The following is a 22549-nucleotide window of genomic DNA, read 5'->3' on the forward strand; positions in this document are numbered from 1 at the left end:
TTCGGAGCGGTGGGGTTCTGGCCTTCCACGCCTTTCAAAGGGTCAGTAATGGCTCAGGTTAGCGACCAGGCAAGCCGCGCGGGCCCACAGGCTTCCCCCCAATTCAGGGATGACAGCGGACTGATTCGAATCCGGTCGACCTATCGCACCCGCCTCCAGGCAGGGAAGGCAAGCAACGATGCATGTGGCATCGTGAGGCCTGATGCCGCAAGGCGTTGCCCGTCCCGAGCGGATGAGTTGCAGCCAGCACCGCCGTCACCGAGGAGCTGCCGCCACCCGAGCTACGGGCTGCGCTCGTCGTGGCGGCCCGCAGGGCTGAGACGGTGACTGAGGCAGCCACCGGCACCCCGCAGCGCGCGGGTGAACGCCCTAGTCGTGCCGAACGGTGAGCGTCTCTGTCAGGAGCGGACCGAGCTCATCCCATATCGCGTCGGCCCTCTGCGGCTGATCACTGGCCTCGTAGAGGCCCGCGAGCTCTCGCAATGACTTCAGAAGTCGATCGCGAGCATCGGCCTTCTTCATCGTTACTCCACGCGCCAAATCGGCCTTGGTGATGTGCGCCTGTTTGCGGAGTGTCGGCAGGAGCGACCCAATCGGATGCAAATCCTTGCTGCCCGAGGCGATTTTGTGCCTTCCTTTCGGGAAAGCGTGAAACACTTCCCAATGGTCCACGCCTCGAAGGGCTGCAACGGCCCACGACTGGCATTCTCCTCTGGCTTGAAGCTGCATGGCGAGCTGGCACATAAGGGGGATGGCGCCTTCTGCTTCCGTCAACGGGAAGCTGGCATCACCCAAATTGCCAGCGATGGTCTCCGGCGTGTGGACGCTAACCCCGGTCCCGTCGTCGCCGAGCAACACGAGTCGAGCCTCGGGATGCTTCGTTTGCACGCGCGGAAGCATCTCGATGAGTTTCTCATCGCTGATGAAGGTGCTCTCCCTCTTCCACATTTCCTAGCTGACCTCGCGGCGGCGGGCATCTTTCGGCATGCGGTTCCCCTCGATCAAGCGGCGCCAACCGTTCAAGTCATTCGCACCGCGGCCAGCATCGCTCATCCTAACGTCAGCCGCCGTCCACACACCGGAAGCTACCCGCAACCAACGCGACAACGAACCCAGAACCTGAACCGAAAGACCCGTCACCTTCTGAGCAACATCGCTGAATGGGTCGTCAATCGAGGCGAACGATGCGGCACTCTGGGCAGCACCAGTAGGGGCCCTCATCGGCGCCCTCGATCACCATGGGCACCAGGCATCGTTCGCAGTTCGGCACACCCAGGTCGTCGTCCATGTCGGTCACCCTACGCGTGTACCAGTGCTTGGCCTCGAGATCCGCCAACAGGGCGCGGCACCCGGTGGCCGCCGCTTCCGCGCTCAGCGTGACGGGATTACAGTTTCGTCATTTTGTTTACGTATTTCGTTTACGTATTACGTCGATTGCGATACGATATTGCTATGAGCACCCCCGAAGTCACCGATGTGCGCACCTGTCGTTTCCCAGGCTGCGACGAGCCCGTTGAGGCCACGCCTGGCGTTGGGCGACCCCCCGCCTATTGCACCGACCCCGCTCACAACAAATCCGCCGCATGGCAGGCACGCCGCGCCGAGGCCGGCCAGCGCACAGTCGAGGACGAGAAGTTCCCCGTCGATGCCGCCCGTCAGCGCGCCAGCATGCTGAACGCACAAGTCGCTGGCATGGCCGAGCACTTTCAGCAGCAGTTCGCACTCCTCGTCGGGGAGCTGCACACGGTCGCGGATCCCGACGCGGCCGAAGCCCAGATCGAGGCAATGAAAGCTGACGCAGCCGAGCAGGTCGCGTCCGCAGCCGCCCGCGCCAACCGGGCCGAGACCGCCATGCGTGAGGCCGAAGCCGACCGCGCCGAGGCCGATGCGGCCGCTGAGGAATCCGCCGCCCTGGCCGTCGAACTCCGGACGGCCCTCCAAGCACTCCAGCAGCGGGCGGCCACCCTGGAGGAGGATCTGTTCACCGCGAGCGAGGACGCAGTGCGGGCCGCCACGGAGATTGCCACCCTCGCGGACCAGAAAGGCACTCTGAGCGCCGACAACACAGCCATCACAGCGCAGCTCCTTGAGGCCCGGGAGATGCTCACAGCGACCGCAGCCGCCAAAGATGAGGCTGTGGCGGCCGCGCGGGACGCTGCCGTACTGGCCAGCAGTGCCACGGCGCGCGCCGAGCACGCCGAGACGGAGACTGCGAGCACCCGCAATCAGCTGGACCAGGCCCGGACCGAGCGCGAGGCCGCGCGGGCGGAAGCGCTCGTGCTCACTGGGCGCCTGGAAATGGTCATCAGCGAGCGTGACAGTGCCGTGGCCCAGGTCGCGAGGGAACGTTCCTACGCCGAGCAGCGCGTCACCGACGTGCGCGCCGCCCACGAGCAGCAAGTCGCCCTGCTGCGCGCCGAATTGGAGCAGTCACACATGGGTGAACGCGAATAATGCACCAGCGCCGATGCACAGTTGCCACGCCCCATACGGGAGTAGACCGCCGCATCCCCCGCCGGCGCGAGATCAGCAGGACCACCAAGAACGGCCTCGACGCCGCTCGCAAGCGCGGCAGGGTCGACGGGCGCAGCCGAGTGACCGACGACGACAAGCGCGCGGTGATCCTCGCTCGGCGCGAGAAGGGCCAGTCGATCAGGGTCATCGCCCGGGTGCTCGATGTGTCGGTCGGCACAGTGCACACGGTGCTCACCGAAGAGGCTGCAACGACCGAGGCGGTCCAATCGTGATCGCGTACCCGACTGGAAACGAGCCCGACCTCTGGGATCCGAACCCCGGCCAGAGCGGCTACCGCTTCGCGCTGGGGAACGCGGCGCTTGCAACGTCCAAGAATCCACCGCTTATCGCGATCTGCATGAACCCTTCGCACGCCCGCGAGGACCAGTCCGACAAGACAATCAACAGGCTCATCCGGGCAAGCGAAGAGCGCGGCTATGCGGGATGGATCATGCTCAACCTCTACCCGGAGCGCTCCCCCAAGCCGAGCGCTCTCTCCGCGTTTGATCCAGCTCTTTCAACCGCGAATAAGTTCGCGATAACTCAAGTGCTCGCTCGGTTCAGGGCGACCGAGGTCCTCGGCGCGTGGGGCAACCTCACACATGCCACGCTTCGGCACGCGAAGCTCGACGTTCTCCCGCTTCTGGCCGGGCTCGGCGTGCGGGTGTTCACCTTCGACCCGCCCACGAAGGACGGCAACCCTCGGCATCCGAGCCCACAGGGCAGCTATCTCCCGATGCTCGGCCCGAAGGTATATCTGACATGAGGAGCGACCCAGGCTCGACGCTCGACAACGAGTGCTAATTGCTCGAATCGTCGGTAGCCGGCCAGGACCGACGCCAAGTGTGTCGCAGGGGAACCTCTTGCGGGCATCCCGGAGCCGCAGTGGCGATGTTCGGCACCCAGCCACCGGATCGTGGACCACGCGACCCAGTGGCCTGACGAGGCAATCAAACGATCGGACTGACAAGCACAATGAGCCGGATGTGCTGTTCGGATATTCTCCAATGCGCACCCGGCTCAATACCTCACTCTCTAATAGGAGCCTCGACCGGCGGCTCCAAGGGCAACGGGATAGGTTGAGAGAAAGTCCCGGCGCAATCGATGCGGCTGATGAGCGGCGGGTGGCCCATTACTTCTTGTCCTCTGGTGGGCAGTACATCTCGCCTGGACGCTCGCCAGGCACGCAGCCCGCAAGGTCGCTGGCTCCGTTCGGGGTTCCACCGGCAGGGGCCGCATCGACGACGGAAGTATGTACGCTCGACCAGCGCCACACGTCGCCTGCGGCAATGCTCGATTCCGGTATCGCGACCACGGCAACCTCACGTTCGCCGATCAGGCGTCCGGAAGTAGGGTCGATGATGATCTCTTGGCGGAGTCCATTTTCGCTTTCGACCCGTCCGATGGCGGTGCCTGTCTGGCCGTCGAGGGTGGCTTGATCATCGGTGATCGTCACGCCGGGAATCATCGCGGCGGCGCGGAGTAGAGCGGCGCGCAAGTCTGCGGGAGCCGTACCCTGTCGAAGGGTGTCGGCAATGAACACGAGTGCCTCGCCGTCTGGTGACGATCCGGCGCCGATGGTAGTGAGGTAGATGTGGTTCAAAAGCCGGTAAGGATCCCGGGGCATCGAGGCAAAGTCGCCCCACTGACTCTCTGCGGTGTTCCCATAGAAGGAGCCGAAGGGTGCCCGCAACAGCTCGGGGTCTCCGGCCTGCGCGCCGGACGGGTAGAAGCGCTCGACCATTGGCTCACCGCCTGGGGTGAGCACGTCGACGACGCTGATCGGCTCGCGGACCCAAACCCAGTCGTCAGATCGGTCCGCCGGCACATACAGCTCGCTCGACTCTTTGATCCGGAAGGCAATGACGGGACCGTTCTGCTCCTGCCCGTCGGTGACATGCACTGTCTGGCTCGAAACTCGAAGGTACTGCCCCGCGGCGAGCGGGGCGTCTTCGAAGGTCATTGCCGCGACGGCGGCGCGTTCGAGAACGGCAGCTGCGGCCGCGTCGGCACCGCCGCGCCAGCCACCGAACCCGAGCACGTTCGTGGCGACGAGGACCCCCACGATGGCGAACGCTCCGGCGGCACCGAGACCGGCGAGAGTGAAGCGACGACGGGCAGTGGTCACACGCTCCTTGGGTGCGACTGCGTTGATCTTGTTGAACAGTGCCGCCCGTCCACGGGTCACTGATTCGTCTGTTGGATTCCGGTCTTCACGCAGTCTCCGCAGCAACGTTATTTCGTCCATGCTCCACCTCCTGATCCGGGGTCGAGCCCCGGTGGCTAGCCGCGCGCAGCGTGCGCCGTGCGCGGTTCAGACGTGAGCGGACGGTTCCGACCGGGATCTGCAGCGCCTGGGCAACACCCTCGTAGTCCAAGTCAGCCCAGGCGTACAGAAGTAGGGCATCACGATCACGCGTCGGCATCTTTCGCAATGCGGCCGCGATCGCCTTCACTGCAAATTCCGCGTCGATTCGCGACCCGATGGCCTCAATAGCGTCATCAGGCACAGCCGCTGCGCCGTGGGCGACAAGACCCTTCCACGCCTTCGCCTCCACCCGGGAGTGCTTGCGCATTAACGTTGTCGCTATTCCGAACAGCCACGGCCGCGCGTCTCCAATAGTGATGTCGAATGACTCCCGCCGTTCGAAGGCCACAAGGAACGTTTCCGACATGATGTCGTCGGCATGGCCATTGCCCACACGACCGGCGGCATAGCGGAATACAGCCCGCGCATACCGGTCGTACAGCTCGGCGAACGCCGCGGGTGTTGCCCCGGACCTTCTGATGATGTCGCTATCTTCGCTCACAAAAGGTATTGCTCATTTCCCTAACATTGGTTCACGCTAATTGTGTCGGCTTCAGGGAGACCTGGCATGCACTGAGAACGAGCTACTCGTCCGAGCGACTTACGAACGTGCACGGACCGCCAGAGGAGCACTTTCCCGGCAGCATCAGCATGACGGCACGCCTGACCTCTTACACGTGAGGGTACCTCCTCGGTCCGCACCAGACCCCACGCGGCCCGCCCGCAAGGGGAACCCCTAGCGCGCGCGTCAGTGCCCGTGTCGACCCGCGGAATATCTGCTTGCCGGCTACGGGCAGTCCCTGTCGACCCTTGACGCCCGTGAAAGGATCTGGCGAGTCGCGAAATAGGATCTGCGTGAGGGCAACGCTTCGGCCCGGTGTGGACATGAGCTGGATGAGAGCAGTTTCACAGACATCGGAGGAACACATGACTCAAGACAAGGACCACCCGGCCGGGACAGACCGCGAATTGGGAGCGTTGCTAGCCCGGGGTGCTCGCCCAACGACCGAGGCGACAACAGAGGTCCGTGACCAGCTGGCGGAGATGGCTGCCGCGATCGTAAGCACGAACCAGGCCCGTTCTCGTCGGCGCGCGGGCCTGATTTCTGTGATCGTCGCCCCGATCTTGGTGCTGGGCGTGGCCGGCACGGCGTACGCGGTGACCAATATCGATTGGTCGCAGCTTTGGCACAACACGCCCGAATGGGCCGAGTGGGCGCAGGACCCGGACGCGACCGTCCATTACGCCTTGCCCGGCGGAGGCACGTGTGAGTTGCGTCTTGGCGAGGTTGTTTACAGCCCTGACCCGAATCGCCCTGCCGACGTCGCCGCCGATCCTAGGGCGGAGCAGGCGGCCCGAGACTTCTTGCGCACGGCGGACCTGCTGACGGTGGCGGATGTGGACGCCATGATCACCGCGATGCGCGATAAAGACGAGAACTGGGCTCAAGCAGACGACGGAACTGCAGTGCCATTCGGTTACGGCACGGACAACTACAACGCCGACGTCGAGTACAACATGGCCGTGAAGCAGGCCATCCAAGTCGCCGTGACTGACCACGTCGAGTCGATGGGTATCCCCTCGACGGGACTGGGTTTTCAAAGTCAAGAGCAGTGCACCGGGGCCGACCAGTGAGAGGTCGCGCGCGGGACGGTGACGAACAACGATTCCTCGACATCACCGGCGAAATTGGCCCCGAGCTGCTGCGGTACTTCCAACGGCGAATCGGCAGCGATGCCCCTGACCTGGTCGCGGAGGTGATGGTCACCGTCTGGCGCAAGCGTGCGCTACTCCCGTTAGAACACGAGCACGCCCGGATGTGGTGTTTCGGGATTGCCCGCAATCTGCTCCGAAATTACTCCCGAGGCGAGCAACGACGCAGCGAGCTCAGCAGAGCACTCCGAGCGACCGTCTCCGTGACAGATGTCGAGCTCGACAGCGAGGAGGCCGTCGCGATCCGGGACCTCATCTACCAACTGGGGCCGGACCTCGCAGAGGTCGTCACGCTCACCCATTGGGAGGGATTCAGCCTCGCCGAAATCGCACGATTGCAGGGGGTGCCCGCCGCGACTGTGCGGGGAAGATACCGTCGCGCGCGCCTAGCGCTGCTTGCCGCTTTGTCAACCGATGTAGCTCCGACTCTTCTCTAGGCATCGAACTCACATATGGGTCCGTGCAGACCGACGCGTCAGCTAGGAACGTCCAACGGGACAGCGCCCTCACGGGAGCCGTTTGGCGAGTCGACAGCAAAACAACAGTCCACAGAATAAATCCGTGGGAGCATGCGTGCATGTCTCCAGCTAGCGACGACACCGCCGCCTCGGCCGACGAGGCCGTCGTCGCTAACCCATGACCCTTTTCATTCTGCTTGCGCTCGTCTCCGCCGTCGTGACTTTTGGGCTCTCAATCGTTGTTCTCAAGCTGAGCCACCGCTATCGCCTGTATCCGAAGATCCGCTCACGGGACGTGCACAGCACCCCCACCCCGCGCCTCGGCGGAATCGCGATGTTCATCGGCATCCTCGTGGCCTTTGGCGTTGCCTACCTCGTCGCGTCGCAGTTCGCGCCGCTGCGGATCATCTTCGCTGAACCGGAGAGGATCCTCGCGATCCTGGGCGCCGCGCTGCTGATCGTGTTGCTCGGCGTGACGGACGACATCTGGGACCTTGACTGGATGACGAAACTCGCCGGCCAGTTCATCGCCGCTGGCCTCGTCGCCTGGCAGGGCGTGCAGATCTACTCGCTTCCGATCGGCGGCCTCATCATCTTCTCAGGGTGGATCTCGGTCGGGCTCACTGTAATCACCATCGTGATCGTCATGAACATGATCAACTTCATCGACGGCCTCGACGGCCTCGTCGCCGGCGTCGCCCTCATCGCAAATGGCGTGTTCTTCCTCTACAGCTACCTTCTGGTCCGGGACACCTCGCCCACCAACTACTTCAACCTCGCCTCGCTCATCGCGGCGATCCTCGTCGGAGCCTGCCTGGGCTTCCTGCCGCTCAACTGGCACCCCGCGAAACTATTCATGGGCGACGCCGGAGCGCTACTCGTCGGCCTGCTGATGGCGACATCTGCCATCGCCGTCACCGGTCAGATCGACCCGGCCGCCATCACGAACTCCACGCTGTTCCCCGCATTCATCCCGATCGTCCTGCCGGTCGCGATCCTGATCATTCCCCTGCTGGATTTCGGGCTGGCGGTGTTCCGCCGAGTGCGCGCCGGCAAGTCGCCGTTCAGTGCCGACCGGAAGCACCTGCACCACCGGCTCTTGGACATGGGGCACTCGCACCTGCACGCCGTGCTCATCTTCTACGGCTGGACCGCAGCAGCCTCCGTCGGGTGCCTGCTGTACTACGTGCTGCCCGTCTACTTCGGGCTGCCTACCTGGTACGCCACGGTCTTCCTGGTGGTCGCGCTGCTCGCCTGCACCATCGTCACCCTCGCCCCGCTCAGCCGGCGAAAGGCGGTCGAGGCAGCCAGCCAGCTCGCGCACGCCGAGCCGGGACGCCTCCAAGAATTCGCCCAACTCGACCCCCTCGATGCGGCCTCAGAAAATGCCGAGGGAACCGCATAACACTCACCAAGCCGACCTCGAACCCGCTGCGGACGACCATGAAGGGAACCCTCAGCGGCACGGTCCAGGTCGCCAGTCTGGTGGCTTCCATCTCCGGACCGAGAAGTCCTCTCACTCTGGCAGACCCGTTCATGGTGCGTGCGCCCAGGGCTGGTACTAGTGGACGTTAGGAAGCATCATTGTCGAATGGCAGACGATGATGACGTTGAGCTGGCGCCGATTGAGGCGCAGGGTTTCGCGTACTACAGGTCCTATGGGCCTCCGGTCCCGCTTCCCGATGACGTACTTCGCGCAGCCGCGGGTTCCGACGACGTCGCTGTCAGGTCGGAGCTTGGAGCTTACGCCTTCGTGTTGCCCACCGATGCGTTCCTGGCCCTGATCGATGACCCGGACAAGGGGGTGAGGGAGTCGACAATCATGCATTGGCCAGCGACAACGAGTCAGCTTGAACTCGCGTTGACGCTGCGGCCGGAGTTCGAAGGGCACGCCATCTTGCATGATCACGCACCGCTGAGGTTGATGGACCGTCGTCCAGTGGGTGTGACCGATGGCCGCCTCCGACAGCACTACCTTGATCAGCACGGCGCGAGTGAAGCCGAGCGCAGCAGGTTTTTCTCGTTGTGCAACGAGTGCCCACCTGATGAGCAGCTCACCGTGACCCTCGGAGATTTGTGGGAAATCGCCCACGCGGGGTGATCGGCCGGAGGTGGCCGTCGAGATCCACGCTCGCACGTCCGTAACACGCGTGCCAGAGGCCGAACCGTCAGAGGACGACGCTCGCAGTGATGAGCGCTGCGGTGACGCCCGCCACTACGACCAACAGGAGAACGGCGCGATTGATTCTCTTGCGGCTGACCGTTCCTTTCCGAAACGCTGATCGTGAAACTCTGTCCAACCCTGGAAGCAGAGCCTGAAAGGGTGGGTCCTGCGGTGCCGGGCGGACGGGCTCTTCGGTCGGACGGCCATCATTATCGATTTGCGCCATGGCCCGATCGTACCCACGGCGACCGCGTGCGGGCCGCTGGGGAGACCACTCATTGCCATTCCCGAGGATTGGCGCGACTTACTCACCGCCCAGGCTGCGATATTCGAGAGCATCGCGAATCACCCTTATAACGACGTATGAGCAATATTCCCGAGCGTGGTCCACCGCAAGGGACCCCTTCGCGTTCGAGCGCGGCCCGAAAGCCGGACGCTGAACGGACGCGCCGCTCGGGTAGGGAGCGGGATTCCTGTCCAGATCAGCTCTCACCGTCTTGGAAAGGCGGCGAGTTCCGTTCGCCAGGTCGCAGCGGCGGTGGCAGCATCTGCGAGAGTGATCTCCGCTTCGACCCAGAAGGCGTACTCCGCAATGTGATCGACATTCGGCCCACGTCGATCGGGAGGCAATGCCTCCGCTGAGAGATGAACTCGAATGACGGCTGTGTCATCGCCGTAGTTGTGGACGCTGAAGGCAAGGTTCGGCTCGGTGAAAGCAAGGGACGGGTCAATGTCACCGCTCTCGCCCACTTCGGTGGGCTCCTCAAGCCGAGCCGCAACCCGCTCAAGCCAATCGGCGATCTCAATCGCATCGTCGACGAGCAAGGAGGGGTCTCGGAAAGACCATTCCTCTTCTCCGGAGACAACCTCACCGGCAATGATGAGCCAGTTGTCCTCCCAATCATCGCCAACCACCGATTCGAACTCGTAGCCCGCCGGATGAAGAACGACCCGCGCTGGTCCCGAAAGGTCCTTGAGTTCCATGGCAAGATCATCCCATCGCGCTCGGTTTCCGTCCGTCGGATCCGCTCCTAATTCTCGCGTCTCGCCCAGCAAGCAGCACAGCGACCGAGTCAACGGGGTCCCAGTGCCATGACGAAGAAGCAGGATCAACGGTGATAGACGAAAATCACCTTGGAGCAAGGCTTGTCCACGCGGTAGGGGATGAGATCAAAGCGCGATATGGCGACCGCGTCGCGATCGACTACCCGACGGTGGATCAGCCGTTTTCCATGGTCACGTTCACGCCGCGCCGTGCGGGGGCTGTCTACGTGAGTCTGGACGGCCACGCCGACTGGAGTTTCCAAGTCGATGTCGACGAGGTATCCATGTTGGAAGACCAATTCTTCAACCCGCCCGAATCCGAGCACATCGCGCGAATCGTCTCCATCGTCGACGCATTCGCAAGGCACGGACTGGTGAAGGTTCGAAAGCATCGTTTCTGGGGCCCGTTCTCGCCGACCGCATACGACTCCAGGAATGATCTGCAAGACCTCTTGGCCAAGCCGTCGTCAAAGATTGTGAAGGAGTGGCTGCCTTGATAGTCGCCGCGACTCGGCACGCGGCTCGATCAGCGATCAACCGCTAACCGGTGGCGCTGGGACTTCTCAACGAAGGGTGACAGATGACACTGCCGTGCGCCTGTCCGTAAGCGGGACCACCCCTCACGCCCCCCTACTGGTCTCGCTCGCGAGCGAGGCGCATGTCTCGGCTTCGTACTCAGCCAGCTATTCGCTTGGCTACTTCGTAGCCGTCACGAGAGAAAATGGTCTGAAAGGGCACTCCTGGGTGCTTTTGTGCAGCGACCTCCCCGACTGAATGCCACTCTTTGGGCAGGCCTCCGGATTGCAAGTCGATCACAATGAATTCCGGGGTGGGGTTCTCATTGCCGATCCAGTAAACCGTTGCTCGATCAACGAGGTATCCCATCAAGCCGACGTCGGATTCCACCAGCGAGGACTCAGGGACAATCTTGACTGCAGCTCTGGCGGCCTCACTGCGCGGGCTTGATTCTCGATCCGGGCTGAAGAGGTTGGCGAGCGGAAGCTGGGGCCACAAGGCTATCGCGGCGATCATGACTGCTGCCGGCGCAATTCGTCCGTATGCCCGTACCCATCGAGCCTGGCTTCTCCGACAGCCCCCGATCGCATCCAGCGCGGCGCAGAACAGGATTGGCATGAGCACTGCGCTGTAATGCCAGGTATGGCCCCAGTATCCCGGATTATCGGACAGGAATCGCCACGCAAGCGTGGGCAGAAGCACCAGGGCCAGAGGCGACCGGAGGGCAACGGTGCCGGACGCCACGATAAGGAGAGCGAGTGTCAGGGCCTTCTCGGGTTGAAGGAAGGCGGCCAGAAACGCAAACAGGTCAATGCTCTCGGTGTAAGCCCAATGGCCATCTGGGTTGAGGGCGGGCAGGACGATCAGACTTGCGATACCGAACCATGCAATTCCCCAAGCCGCGAGCCAAATTCCTAAGGGCTTGCGGCTGCGGTAGGCAAGCACGATCCCGAGCGCGGCAACTGTGAAGCCCAAATCTTCCTTCACAAACACAAGAGGCATGGCCCACAGCATGCAGGCGATCCACCGCCGGCCCAGAAAGGCTGTCAGCGAGAATGCCAAAAGAGGCACCGCAAAGGCGATTTCGTGAAACTGAGCCTCGACTGCACCCTGCAAGCCCCAGCTAAATGCAAAGGCCAGTCCAAACAGCAGTGCCGCAGGCCGGCCAAGCATCCGACCTGCCGAGTAAGTGATGGCCGCAGTAGCCATTCCAAACAGCACATTTTGGACGACCAACAGGGTGAAGGCGCTTGGGAAAGCTGCATAGATAGGTCCCAGAACAACAAGCAGCGGATGAAAGTGATCCCCGAGAAGGTTGAAGTCGCCACCCTTGATAGTGACGATTGGTGCATGAAATGACGCGTACTGCTTCGCGAGTTGCGTGAAGATTCCCAAGTCCCACGATCGCACCTCATAGGCGTCCCACTGAAACCACGAAAACAGGGTGTAGACCGTGGCCGTGAACAGCCCGAGCAGTGCCGCTGGTCCGACACCTCGAGTCAGCGCCCGCGACCCTGCGAAGGCGCCCTCGATCTTTTCAACGCTCGAAGCGCCGACATCGGGCGGGACGAGTCCAGACGATTGGATCGCCATCGCGCCCCCGATTCGTGCATGGCCTCACGGTTGAACTCGAAAGATACCATCGCGACAGCACGTTCCGGTCAGGTTCGGCCCGCAAGCCGGACCTCAGCGGGCATCGCGCTCAGTCACTCTCGGGAGTGAATCACCTCGGCTCCGTTGTGCGTGGGAGAAGCGTCCTGGTCTTGCAAGTGCCGGCGGTTCAGATAGGACACCTGATGACCACCTTGCGCCATAGGGTTTCGGTATGGATGCCAAGGTGATCGTCCGCCCCGCGTCATCGAATGATGTCGAAGCGCTCGCGCAGTTGCATGTGTCGACCTGGCGGGAAACGTACTCGGAGCTCGTCCCCAAGAGTTTCTTTTCCGAGAAGGTCGTGGACCATCGTCGACGGATGTGGGCGGAGTGGATTCAAGACCGCGAATCGGATCGAGTGATTCGTGTGGCGGAGATCAACGGAACCGTCGAGGGGTTCGCCGCCGCAGGTGCAGCGATGTCTGATCCCGCGCCGCGTGCGCGAGAGCTGTACATGATCTACGTTGCGAAGTCCTGGCATGGTTCCGGCGCAGGACAGTCATTGCTCGATGCCGTGCTCGGCGAGCAATCGGCGTTCCTCTGGGTCGCCAAGCAGAATCCTCGCGCCCACGCGTTCTATACCCGCAACGGCTTCAAACCAGACGGCGGCGAGCAGGTTGATCCACGAGCGGAGAAGTTGGTTGAGGTCCGTCTGGTCCGGTAGAACGCAACACAGGAGTGTCGACCCCTAGCCATTCACGATGTCCTCACCCACCGCACCTGGTGAGGGCGAGACGATTTCACCGCTCAGGACACTACTGAATATGACCGCGAATACTGAACCAACGGATCTGCTGACGTCAATGCCGGCCCTAGCCGATGCCGTTGACTCCGTCGTCTCAGATCTCGCAAGTCTCACGGCAGCACAGGGCGGCGATCGCAAGGCCTTTGCCGCGCTGTACAACGCCCACGTTCGGGCGGTGTACTGGTTCGCGCTCAAAATGGTCGGATCGATCGCCGACGCCGAAGACCTCACCCAGGACACCTTCGTCATCGCCTGGAGCAAGCGACAAGAGATCAGACCGGTCGACCAATCCGTCCTGCCGTGGCTCCTCGTGACCGCACGCAACGTCGGCAACAATCGGCTCCGCAGCCGCGTGCGCGAAGATCGGCGCCGCGCCGACAACGATCACTCAGATTTCACTGACCCGCGAAACCGGTCGGTAGCCGACGAAGTCCAGGGCCGGCTGCTATTGGCGGCGATCGACCAAGCCGTCGGTCAGTTAACCGAGACCGACCAAACCCTCTACTTCCTCTGCATTGACGAAGGCCTGAGCTACGACCAGGCGGCACACGCGCTGGGCACGTCTCATGGCGCCGTTCGAAACAGGCTCGCTCGAGTCCGCATCACTCTCCGACGTAAACTCTCCGCACAGAAAGAAGCCCTGTCATGAACAGATCAATCGGTCCCTCCGATACTCAAATCGACCAGATGCGGGAAAACGTCTTCGCGAGAATAGGCGAGTCACTGCCGGCACTCGAGCACGCCGCCGGTCGCTCCCGACAGGTACTCGAGGGGCCAACGCCTATCGTGCTCGACCGCAGGCCAGAAGCAACGCCACATGCAGCGCAGAAGCGGCGCAACGGATCGTTCCTCACTCGCCGGCTCTCCGCCATCTCCCTTGCTGCGGCTGCGCTGGTCGCCATCCTCGTCATCGGAAATGCGTTCGGGTGGGGACCGAGCGGAGGCGCAACGGCCGAAGCCGCCAGCTTGCTGGAACAAGCAGCCGTTGCAACGATCCAAACCTCGGACCCCACGGTCGGACCTGACCAGTTTCTCCAGATCAGCACCCATGCCGTTTTCGCGACCTACGCGGTCGGGCCCAACGACGATCCAAAGAATCTAGCCAGCCGGTCCGTCTTCCTGACCCCCTCCACGAGCACTCTGTACATGCCGGCCGACAAGTCAGGCGAATGGGTATGGCAGCGCACAGCCCTGAAGCCCGATACCTTTTTCAGTGAAAAGGCCAAGGTCTATGCCCTCGACCAGTGGAAGCACCTCGGCCCCGACGAGCGCACGGGGACCTTCCGAGCCCCCGATGGCAATTTCGACGGTTCGCCCTGGTTAGGCGAGGACCTCGCGGCCATGCCATCCGACCCAGGTGCCCTCCTTTCCTACTTCTATGAGACGTCCAATGGCGGGTCAAACTCACCCGAAGAAAACGCAATGGTCCGGATTTCCGACGTTCTCCGATCCGGGCTGGCCCCGGCAGAACTGCGCGCAGCGCTCTACAGGGCGTTTGCGATGATTCCCGGAGTCACCGTCGTCGAACGCTCGGCGACGCTCAACGGCCAGGTTGGCGTGGCCATCGGCCGGCAGGACCCCACGCGTGACTTCAGACAAGACATCATCGTCGACCCGGCCACGGGACTCCTGATCGGTGAACGACAGGTCCAGGTCAAGGCCGACGCAAACGTGCCCGCGAACACTGTCATCGGTTGGACGTCGGTCACGACCACGGTCGTCGATTCCGCACCGTAACGCTGCCACACAGCGACCGGCGTGACGCCCAGGACAGACCTGCCCGGGCGTCACGCCGGTCAGCGGCCGTTCCTCTCCATGGTCAAGCTGCTGGATTGGCCGTCGCGCCGGGCCTAGTCTTTCGGAATGGCGACAACGTTGGGCAAAGCTGAGCCGATACTCGGTTGGGTGATCCTGATCCTGCTCCTGGTTGCGGTCAATTTCCTGCTCTTCGGCTATCGGGTGGGCGAATGCACGGACTACACCGTGGAGTCGGGTGCGGAGAGCACCTGCACCAGCGGCCCGCTCTTGGGTGTCCTCGGGACAGGGGCGTTCGGGATCCTGAGCCTGTTCGCCTTGGCCTACTTCGTGTATCGAATCGCGCGGCGCCGCGTTTCTCACTGATTCTCCTGGCCCATGGCGCGGTGGATCGCCAAGCTTGCGACGGGAACGAGAGCACCCGCAATGCGAACCCCGCGCGGTCAGACTTGCAGCCCAATCCGCTACCAGTTTGTCGAATTCCACACGGTGGCGCCTGGTCGAGCATTCACCTTTGCGTTCTCTGGAGGCGGGCCTTGGCGCGAGCGACGTATGGCGAGTCGTCCAGCAAGTGCAATTCCCGCCGCAACGATCACAAGACACGTGACCCCCAAGGTGTTCCACGCATCGGATCGGAACGCTCCGGCATAAGCGATGATCGCCCAAGGAACAAGAGCTCCGAGAACCAGCAGTGCCAGCTCCCGCTGTCTCGCGATTCCGAGAAAGATCGCGGCCATCAGCCCGACGAATATCATCAGCACCACGCCATAGCTCCAGGCCATGCCCGACCAAAAGTATCGGTCGTCGACGTAATGCGCTTCCGGCACCCCGTTCATTGCGTAGACGATGTAAGCCGCGGCAAGGGTCACAGCCGCAATTACGGCGATGCGACTAGGGCTCGCGGGGGTGCCAGCGAGCACGCAGAAGGCCAGCAGCAAGAAGAACCCGAGAGTGGTGGTGGCGGGGCCGGGCCAGGTGTCACCCTGCAAGTGATTAACCAGTCGCAGTGTCATCGGGACAATTGCCGCCGCGATCATCGTGTATTGCAGAGCACGATTCCACGCCAGTAAACCGAAAACGAGGCCGACTACCCAGATCCCGTAGAGGAGGACGCCGGGGTTCGCAAACGGTCCGAAGGTCGGGAACGCGTCAGCGATATCGATACTGAGGTCTGCCCACGGAGACCAGGTGTGAACGATGAGGAAGACCACGGCAAGAACCGCACCGCTCCCAAGCGCCACGGTGGAGATCCTGTCTCGTGCCCTCGCAGGGACGACGCGGCCGACTCTCGTGGCGATACCTGTCGCAACGAGATTGAGGAGCTCTGGGAGTCGCGTCGTTGTTCGGTCTTCTCCATCGGCCACGGCCAGGAGTGTTGAGATCACAACATCGCCTTGTTCCTCGCGCCACTTGCGAGGGTACCACCGCAACGCACGCCGGTAGCGCTGCTCCATCGCGTCGGTCATGCGTGCGCTCCGGCGACGAACCGGGGCGCCGGACGCATCCGCAGTCGGGCTCTCGCCTGCTGGGCGTTGCTTTCGAGACGGGCCGCCTCGTGAGCCAATTGCTCGGCGCCGGCGTCGGTCAGCTCGTAGTAACGGCGCAGTCGCCCATCGACGACCTCCTCGCCCGCTGATGCAACAAGTCCGTGGGATTGCAGCCGATCAAGTGCAGCGTACAAAGTTCCAACCTTCAGCTTCACCCGACCGTTGGACAGTTTGTCTGCTTCGCCAATGAGCGCGTAACCATGTTTCTTGCCATCCGCCAACGCGGTCAGAACCAGAAAGGTCGGTTCGCGCATATCCAGAGTTGTCATGGCTCGAAGATACTCAATCCATCGATATATAGCGGCTGAAAATCGGCGTGTCGCAAATCCACGCCCAGAAGCCCTGCGCCCGCGAGCCGAATGGTGTTCGGTCACGCACCCCAGCCGAGGACCGCGCCACCGAACCACATCACGCCAAACCATGTTGTGACGGCAACGACAGGCACTAGGAGCAGCAAATAGGATCTGCGCGTCATAAGAAGCACGCCGACAAGAGTGAGCGCCAGCCACCACACCAAGAACAACGCGACCGCGCCGATGGGTGCAACGAGACCGCTGACTAGGTAGAAGTACCCGACCACCAGCTGCGCGATCGCGGCGATCACGACCGCTGCAACGAACAACACGGAACGGCCGTCACGGACTGCGACCGGTGGACGGAATACCATTCTCTGAACCTAGCTCCGAAGGCGGGCGATTTCAACCGTTTCCCAACCCAGCGCCCGTATGCGGGACCTTCAGCGGACCATTCTGATTTCACGGACATTGCCGAAGTGCTCGTCAATCTTGTCGGTTCCGTCTGGCGAGAATCCATTGCGGGCATAAAACGCGTGTGCTCGAGGATTGTCGTCCAAGACCCAGAGCGACGCCCCTCGACCGCCAAGTGAGACATCGAGGAGTTCCTGGCCAAGCCCCGACCCGTGATGCGCGGCGAGCACGTAGATGCTGCCAAGCTCAACATCCCTAACCGGCGGATGTTCGCGAGGAGGACCCGTCGAGGCAAAACCTACGATCCGGCCTTCAAGCTCCGCTACCCACAACTCGCCGAAGTTCGCTGTCAGGAACCGGGTCCACATCTTGGCCCGCTCAGTGGCGGGAAAGCTCTCGATGACTCCTTCGGGAAATATGCCTGAGTAGGTTTGGACATGCGCCTCGTAGTGGACATGACCAATCTCGTCCACGTCCTCCAGTGAAGCTTTCCTCACAGCGCCAGCCATAGGGACAGACTAACCACCGACCAGTGTTGGAAATCTCCCGACGCGCGCGACAGACGCCGATCTACTGAGCTCCTCAGGGTGCCCGCACGCCGGACGTCTACTGCCGCAGATTCCGCCTGGACTTGACCAGCAGCACAACGCCGAGCGCAAGCCACCAAAGCATTCCCAGTGGGATCAGGGCCATGGAGCCAAGCCAGAGAAACGCGGGCAAGTCGATACTTGCTGCCGTCAGGAGTGGACCAGTGATGAGCATCACGAGCCGGAGGCCGGTGACGACTCCCAGGACGCATAACCAGATCGGCAGGGCGTGGGAGCGTGCCCCGGCGACACTGATACCCACGGCCCAGACACAGAGCGTAAGGAGGCTCGCTTGGGCGAAACCATGGGTTCCCAGCATCTGAAGGGTGAGGTAGGCGGACTCGCCCCATCCGCTGTTCATTCCGTCGATGTAGAGCAACGGCCCCAGCGACTCGCGCAAGACGCCGTGCATGAATAGAAATGCAGCCGACATGAGACCGAGCGCGCTCAGGCTTCGGCGAGTGATACTGCTAGTGCGTGGTGCAAGCGCATCTGAGACGGCGAAGCTCGCCACGACGAACGCGATCGCCATGATGAAAAGTACGACCCCGGCAAGTGGGTAAAACTGCGGATACTGGCGCAGATAATCGAGGCTCACTGCGGGGTTGTCGGTGTCGTCGAAGCCGAGAACCGGCGGCAGGAGCTCGAGCGTAAACCACGTGATGCCTCCGAGCCCGGCAATGACAACCGCCATTCCGCCTGCCCGCAACGCTGCCCGATTGGTGTTCGTAACCGCGGTCTTCGCCGGCGCGGAACCGCTGTTGCGTTCGCGGGTTGCACGCATGGTGCACTCCTCTTGGGTAGCCCCGCGCTGGCAGTTATGGCGAGCCGGCCACGGTTGAGCGATGCACGGAATGGTACCCGCAAGGGCGGCCGGGCGGAATGGATTCACCAGGTGCCTCACCGGCGCCGCCGCCACCGACGGCCCCACCTAGCGGGTCGCGGCTTCCTCGGTCGTTTTCCACTCCGCTCGTACGGCACGGATGGCGTCCTCCAGGGTCAGGCCGTTAAGCGAAGCGATGTAGGCGCGGGCCGCTTCGCGGGCCTGGGTAGGAAAAGCGTCGATCTGTTTGACTCTCGTGCCCGTTCGGTTCGATTCCAGCAGCCCGTCTGCCTCGAGTTCGGAGTAGGCCCGCGCGACGGTTCCCGCCGCAAGCCTCAGGTCGCCGGCGAGTTGGCGCACCGAGGGTAGCTTGTGTCCTGGCGCAAGATTGCCCACGCGGATTTCGTCGGCGAGCTGTCTGCGAATCTGCCCGAAAGGCGGGGTCGGGTCGGACTCGTCGATCGTGATCATGCCAGCACTTCGGCGACGGGAGCGATCTCGAATGGCTTGCGCGTAGCATCTCCGATCGCGCCTACGACGAAGGCGATGGCGGCAGCCACGAGCGCAACGCCCAACCACAGCGCGATGGTGCCGAGGGTCCCGATGGCTTGCATTGTTGCATCCGCCGGAATCGGGTTGCCGCGGCCGTCGACACTGGTGCCGCGGTTGATGGATTCCGCCGTGTTCCCGGCGAGAATACAGACTGACCCCGCTGTCACCAGCAGGGCGGATGTCGCGGTTTTCGTGACCACGCGGATTCCGAGGAGCCGCACGGTCGAATCGGCCTCGCGAAGTGACGCGTCCGTGGGACGAGGTGCTGAAGCGATGCGCTTGAGTGCAACGATGAGGACGCCAGCCAGAAGCACCATCCCGACGAGGAGGGGAATGCCGTAGACAAGGCCGGGGAATGTGCCACCTCCGCCACCCATTTTTGCGACGTCGGGTGAGTAGCTGAGCATGCGCCCATCCGGGTCGGCCACAGCCCCGAGCAGCACAATGAGAAATGCCAGGAGCGCCGCGGCAGCGACAGGCGCCACGAACACCGAGCGAGGGCCGAACGTGAGCGGGGTCCGCCGAGTCAGGTCCGCCGTTCTCGACGCCGATTCCTCCGGGAACGCCGGCAGGAAGGCGAAGAACGCGACTGCCGTGACGGCCGTCAGGATCGGAGTGAGCAGGAGCAGGTGAAGGGCGTCCAGGGGCTCCTGGCGTTCCGTCGTAATCGAGCCGATAAGGCCCGCGACGGTGAGCAACGTGGCGCAAGCCACGGTCGCTGCGATAGCGCCCACGTTACGCAGCCGCAGCCGACGGTTCGTAGCTTCCGCCGAAGCGGCGGCGGCTGAAGAGATATGGAGGGCCCGGAAAGGGCCGCGTCTGGCCACCGCCAGCGCGATCATGGCGACGACGACGACAAGCGGGAACAATAGAGCGAAGTGGAGCACGGCCGCAACCTTTCGTGTGTCAAGTACGTGACACAGACGTTAGCACGTGTATCGGCCTGTTGGTACAGGTGTTGTGCGAGAAGCATAGACAACGGTGCGGCGAAGCCCGTCCGGTTGCGGTGATCGGGAGCTCATGCTGAACGACTCTTCCTGAGGGACGACGACGCGTTTGCGGGACCTCTTACGGACACTCCCCCGCGGAGACTGGACTGCGCGGGCCGCGTGGGCAGGAGAGTCGCATTTGACCCGCCCGCACGAAAATCCCGCTCCCGTACGTCTTACGGGACGCCCGGTGAGACACTGGCTGTTTGTCCGAGGGCCCGCATTGGGAAGCGCAACGGAGCTTTGCCCGAAACGCAAACCTAGACCGGAGTTTAGAGCGGAGCTGAGTGGCATCCGAGAAAAAAGAAAGGCCCTGTGACCGATAGAGTTGCTGGCCAAAAAGGCCTTTATGTGTAGCGTGAGCGGGTATTTAACCCGCGACACCACGAGCATGCGGTTCCGAAGCGATCCCAATAGCGTGTCGGTCATGTTGCCCGCGAGCATCCGCACTCGCGTGGCAGGCTCGCATCCGTTCGCATGTCAGGAAAACGCACCACTCGCATCCTTCGGCGGACGGTCGAATAACCCGCAAGACCGAGTGCGCGCGCCTGAGACTGCCGTCAAACTCCGCATCTATCCCGCAAATTCAGTGGCAGCCAGTGAAAGCAATTAGCAGCGGAAAACGCCAGTGATCAGGGAAGATCGAAGATGCTGGCACTCCGCAGAAACCCCTGACAGAGCCGTACTCTTACTCGACGAACTGCACTCGGTATACCCATCCCTCATTACAACTGTGTCTCCGGAGACGGCCGGGAGGTGGTTCAGCGAACTCGTCTTCATCGACGCGTCGAGCTCCTCGCTCACCGCGCCGGTGTCGCCGACGGCGAGCCCGGGCAGCAGGTCGCCGCCGTCCCCGGGCAGCCGGGAGGCCGCGTCGGAAAATCCGCGCCGCAGTTCCCCGGCCCAGGCGAGCCACCACGACGGGCCCGTGCCGGCCTCCGGTGGGGAGCGTCCGAAGAAGAGGACCGCCGCGGCATCTCCCGGCCGTGCGACCTGGACCGTCCCGGTCAGCCGCACGGAGGAACCGATCTCCAGCGCGCGCGAAGCGGATGCCGCAGACTCGGCGAACACCACCACCGGCACGGAAACCCGCACGGTCCGGGCGCCCAGCCGCAGTTCGGTGAGGGTGCCGCGGAAGCGGATCCGGCTGGAGAGGCCGGTGAACCCGCGGAACGATTGCGTCTCGGCGGGCGTCGTGGTGATCGTGATGGTGCCGGTGACGACCGCGTGGCGTTCGGCGGCCGACCGTACCTCGCCCGGCAGCCGCGCGGACGCACCGGCGGCGATGACCGTGGCGACGAGCGCTGCCGCCGCGAGACTGACGCCCACTGTTCCCCACGGGGACCGCCGACGCGGGCGGTCCTGGGCTCGCCCCTGGGCCCGCGCCGGGGTCCGCGAACGCCACCACCCGGGCCGCGGCCGGCGATCGGCGAGGCCGATCCCGATGGCGGCCGCCGACCCCAGCCAGAGCAGGCCCGCCGCTGCGGCCACCTGCTCCGGCGCCGCGCAGAGCACCCCGGCAGAGAGCCAGCAGGCCGCGGCCGGGACGGCCAGGCGAAGATCGACCGTCACGGCGTGATCAGCTCCTTGAGGCCGTCGAAGGTCTTGTCGCCGATGCCGGTCACATTGCGGAGGTCTTCGATGGCGGCGAACGGGCCGTTGGCCTCCCGGTAATCGATGATCCGCTGCGCCATCAGCGGCCCGATCCGCGGGAGCGTGTCCAGTTCCGAGACGCTCGCGGAATTGAGGCTGACCTTCCCGCCCGGGGCGTGCGGTGCCCCCACCGCCCCGGTGCCGCCCGGCGGGGCGCCGGGCTGCGCCTCGCCGAGCTTCGGAATGTAGACCTGCTCGCCGTCGCCGACGAGCCGGGCCAGGTTGACGCCGGCCGGGTCGGCCGTGGCCAGGAGGCCGCCGGCGGCCGCGACCACGTCGATCACCCGTGCCCCGTCGTGCACCTCGAACAAGCCCGGCCGCCGCACCGCGCCGAGCACGTGAACGAACAGGATGCCGCCGCTCGCGGAACCATCCGGGCTGCCGGAGGCCGACCCCGTGCCTCCGCCCGAGCCGGAGCCCGAGCCTGTTCCCGCCCCTGTTCCCGCCCCGGCGCCTGGTCCCGTCCCTCCGGCACCCGCGCCGCCGCCGACGGGCGCGACAACCTGCCCGGTGGGCTGGCCGAGCGCGGACACGGCGACGGCCGCCACCAGGGCGGCAATCAGCAGCACGACCGCGGCGCCCACCCCGACGCGACGGCGCGAACGCTCGGGGGCGCGCGCCGAGGGGGCGAGGCGCGCGAGGGCATCGATCGGCTCGTCGGACTCCATGCCGGAAGGCTAGGCTGCGCCCGGGCGCCGATCCCGCACCCGCCCCAAACGGTGCGCAACCGCCCCCGCGCGCGCCTGTGGAGGCGTCCCGCCCTCCGCGAAACCGCAGTTGTGCGCGCTAAACGGCGCTCATAACCTGCACAACTGCGGTTT

26 protein-coding genes are annotated in these 22549 nt (G+C 63.8%); 12 read left to right on the forward strand and 14 right to left on the reverse strand.

What is annotated here, in order from left to right; translation table 11 throughout:
* Nucleotides 1-369: 369 nt before the first annotated feature.
* Nucleotides 370-948 (reverse strand): hypothetical protein, encoded by a 579-nt coding sequence (locus E3O23_RS07190; RefSeq protein ID WP_134489575.1) that lies wholly within the window; start codon nucleotides 946-948, stop codon nucleotides 370-372.
* A gap of 504 nt (nucleotides 949-1452) precedes the next feature.
* Here E3O23_RS07190 and E3O23_RS07195 point away from each other — a divergent pair.
* From E3O23_RS07195 to E3O23_RS07205, 3 genes are read left to right on the forward strand one after another with little or no spacing between them, the layout of a single operon-like run.
* Entirely contained in the window at nucleotides 1453-2454 is a 1002-nt protein-coding gene (locus E3O23_RS07195; protein WP_134489577.1) for a coiled-coil domain-containing protein, read from the forward strand.
* Nucleotides 2454-2747, forward strand: coding sequence for a helix-turn-helix domain-containing protein (locus E3O23_RS07200; protein ID WP_134489579.1), 294 nt, complete (start codon nucleotides 2454-2456; stop codon nucleotides 2745-2747). The genes E3O23_RS07195 and E3O23_RS07200 overlap by 1 nt, the downstream gene beginning before the upstream one ends.
* Complete coding sequence (locus tag E3O23_RS07205; protein WP_134489581.1) at nucleotides 2744-3280, forward strand: DUF1643 domain-containing protein; 537 nt, start codon at nucleotides 2744-2746, stop codon at nucleotides 3278-3280. The genes E3O23_RS07200 and E3O23_RS07205 overlap by 4 nt, the downstream gene beginning before the upstream one ends.
* Before the next feature lie 366 nt (nucleotides 3281-3646).
* On the opposite strand, the gene E3O23_RS07210 is transcribed toward E3O23_RS07205, so the two are convergent.
* Both E3O23_RS07210 and E3O23_RS07215 read right to left on the reverse strand, forming a co-directional pair.
* Complete coding sequence (locus E3O23_RS07210) at nucleotides 3647-4762, reverse strand: CU044_5270 family protein (RefSeq protein WP_134489583.1); 1116 nt, start codon at nucleotides 4760-4762, stop codon at nucleotides 3647-3649.
* Nucleotides 4728-5324 carry an RNA polymerase sigma factor gene (locus E3O23_RS07215; protein WP_241983368.1) on the reverse strand — a complete coding sequence of 199 codons (597 nt, stop codon included), beginning with the start codon at nucleotides 5322-5324 and terminating at the stop codon, nucleotides 4728-4730. Before E3O23_RS07215 ends, E3O23_RS07210 begins: the two co-directional genes overlap by 35 nt.
* Nucleotides 5325-5749: 425 nt before the next feature.
* On the opposite strand from E3O23_RS07215, the gene E3O23_RS07220 reads away from it, so the two are divergent.
* The 4 genes from E3O23_RS07220 (at nucleotide 5750) to E3O23_RS07235 (ending at nucleotide 9094) form a co-directional block, all read left to right on the forward strand.
* Nucleotides 5750-6457 carry a hypothetical protein gene (locus tag E3O23_RS07220; RefSeq protein WP_134489585.1) on the forward strand — a complete coding sequence of 236 codons (708 nt, stop codon included), beginning with the start codon at nucleotides 5750-5752 and terminating at the stop codon, nucleotides 6455-6457.
* Nucleotides 6454-6972: an RNA polymerase sigma factor gene (locus E3O23_RS07225; RefSeq protein WP_241983369.1), complete on the forward strand. Its 519-nt coding sequence runs from the start codon at nucleotides 6454-6456 to the stop codon at nucleotides 6970-6972. The genes E3O23_RS07220 and E3O23_RS07225 overlap by 4 nt, the downstream gene beginning before the upstream one ends.
* 199 nt (nucleotides 6973-7171) lie before the next feature.
* Nucleotides 7172-8398, forward strand: coding sequence for an MraY family glycosyltransferase (locus tag E3O23_RS07230; RefSeq protein WP_134489587.1), 1227 nt, complete (start codon nucleotides 7172-7174; stop codon nucleotides 8396-8398).
* Between the two features lie 186 nt (nucleotides 8399-8584).
* Entirely contained in the window at nucleotides 8585-9094 is a 510-nt protein-coding gene (locus E3O23_RS07235; RefSeq protein WP_134489589.1) for a hypothetical protein, read from the forward strand.
* A gap of 552 nt (nucleotides 9095-9646) precedes the next feature.
* On the opposite strand, the gene E3O23_RS07240 is transcribed toward E3O23_RS07235, so the two are convergent.
* On the reverse strand, nucleotides 9647-10141 hold the full coding sequence (locus tag E3O23_RS07240) for a WapI family immunity protein (RefSeq protein ID WP_134489591.1): 495 nt from the start codon (nucleotides 10139-10141) through the stop codon (nucleotides 9647-9649).
* Between the two features lie 131 nt (nucleotides 10142-10272).
* Here E3O23_RS07240 and E3O23_RS07245 point away from each other — a divergent pair, with 131 nt between their 5' ends.
* Nucleotides 10273-10698: a hypothetical protein gene (locus E3O23_RS07245; protein ID WP_134489593.1), complete on the forward strand. Its 426-nt coding sequence runs from the start codon at nucleotides 10273-10275 to the stop codon at nucleotides 10696-10698.
* Nucleotides 10699-10876: 178 nt separating this feature from the next.
* On the opposite strand, the gene E3O23_RS07250 is transcribed toward E3O23_RS07245, so the two are convergent.
* Complete coding sequence (locus E3O23_RS07250) at nucleotides 10877-12310, reverse strand: DUF2079 domain-containing protein (protein WP_134489595.1); 1434 nt, start codon at nucleotides 12308-12310, stop codon at nucleotides 10877-10879.
* 232 nt (nucleotides 12311-12542) lie between these two features.
* Between E3O23_RS07250 and E3O23_RS07255 the strand changes: the two genes are divergently transcribed.
* The 4 genes from E3O23_RS07255 (at nucleotide 12543) to E3O23_RS07270 (ending at nucleotide 15236) form a co-directional block, all read left to right on the forward strand.
* Nucleotides 12543-13034 carry a GNAT family N-acetyltransferase gene (locus E3O23_RS07255; RefSeq protein WP_134489597.1) on the forward strand — a complete coding sequence of 164 codons (492 nt, stop codon included), beginning with the start codon at nucleotides 12543-12545 and terminating at the stop codon, nucleotides 13032-13034.
* Between the two features lie 100 nt (nucleotides 13035-13134).
* A complete protein-coding gene (locus E3O23_RS07260) occupies nucleotides 13135-13764 on the forward strand; it encodes an RNA polymerase sigma factor (RefSeq protein ID WP_166790441.1) in 630 nt (209 codons plus the stop codon).
* Nucleotides 13761-14852 (forward strand): CU044_5270 family protein, encoded by a 1092-nt coding sequence (locus E3O23_RS07265; RefSeq protein ID WP_134489601.1) that lies wholly within the window; start codon nucleotides 13761-13763, stop codon nucleotides 14850-14852. The genes E3O23_RS07260 and E3O23_RS07265 overlap by 4 nt, the downstream gene beginning before the upstream one ends.
* A gap of 168 nt (nucleotides 14853-15020) precedes the next feature.
* A complete protein-coding gene (locus E3O23_RS07270) occupies nucleotides 15021-15236 on the forward strand; it encodes a hypothetical protein (protein WP_134489603.1) in 216 nt (71 codons plus the stop codon).
* Nucleotides 15237-15334: 98 nt separating this feature from the next.
* Here the strand turns inward: E3O23_RS07270 and E3O23_RS07275 are convergent, their stop codons facing one another.
* The 9 genes from E3O23_RS07275 to E3O23_RS07315 form a co-directional block, all read right to left on the reverse strand.
* Nucleotides 15335-16336, reverse strand: coding sequence for a hypothetical protein (locus E3O23_RS07275; protein WP_134489605.1), 1002 nt, complete (start codon nucleotides 16334-16336; stop codon nucleotides 15335-15337).
* Nucleotides 16333-16686: a PadR family transcriptional regulator gene (locus E3O23_RS07280; protein WP_134489606.1), complete on the reverse strand. Its 354-nt coding sequence runs from the start codon at nucleotides 16684-16686 to the stop codon at nucleotides 16333-16335. The genes E3O23_RS07275 and E3O23_RS07280 overlap by 4 nt, the downstream gene beginning before the upstream one ends.
* Nucleotides 16687-16787: 101 nt before the next feature.
* Nucleotides 16788-17084 (reverse strand): hypothetical protein, encoded by a 297-nt coding sequence (locus tag E3O23_RS07285; protein WP_241983370.1) that lies wholly within the window; start codon nucleotides 17082-17084, stop codon nucleotides 16788-16790.
* 69 nt (nucleotides 17085-17153) lie between these two features.
* Nucleotides 17154-17633: a GNAT family N-acetyltransferase gene (locus tag E3O23_RS07290; protein WP_134489608.1), complete on the reverse strand. Its 480-nt coding sequence runs from the start codon at nucleotides 17631-17633 to the stop codon at nucleotides 17154-17156.
* A 97-nt stretch (nucleotides 17634-17730) separates the two neighbouring features.
* The gene (locus tag E3O23_RS07295; protein WP_134489610.1) at nucleotides 17731-18495 is read right to left on the reverse strand and encodes a hypothetical protein; all 765 of its coding nucleotides are present in this window, start codon (nucleotides 18493-18495) and stop codon (nucleotides 17731-17733) included.
* Nucleotides 18496-18642: 147 nt separating this feature from the next.
* Nucleotides 18643-19005, reverse strand: a complete 363-nt coding sequence (locus E3O23_RS07300) for a GntR family transcriptional regulator (RefSeq protein WP_092321677.1) — start codon at nucleotides 19003-19005, stop codon at nucleotides 18643-18645.
* Nucleotides 19002-19973, reverse strand: a complete 972-nt coding sequence (locus E3O23_RS07305) for a hypothetical protein (protein WP_134489611.1) — start codon at nucleotides 19971-19973, stop codon at nucleotides 19002-19004. The genes E3O23_RS07300 and E3O23_RS07305 overlap by 4 nt, the downstream gene beginning before the upstream one ends.
* A 711-nt stretch (nucleotides 19974-20684) precedes the next feature.
* Nucleotides 20685-21647, reverse strand: coding sequence for a DUF4131 domain-containing protein (locus E3O23_RS07310; protein ID WP_134489613.1), 963 nt, complete (start codon nucleotides 21645-21647; stop codon nucleotides 20685-20687).
* Nucleotides 21644-22396, reverse strand: a complete 753-nt coding sequence (locus E3O23_RS07315; RefSeq protein WP_134489615.1) for a ComEA family DNA-binding protein — start codon at nucleotides 22394-22396, stop codon at nucleotides 21644-21646. Before E3O23_RS07315 ends, E3O23_RS07310 begins: the two co-directional genes overlap by 4 nt.
* Nucleotides 22397-22549: the final 153 nt, after the last annotated feature.

This window comes from Cryobacterium tagatosivorans, from assembly GCF_004402215.1.
GTDB lineage: Bacteria > Actinomycetota > Actinomycetes > Actinomycetales > Microbacteriaceae > Cryobacterium > Cryobacterium tagatosivorans.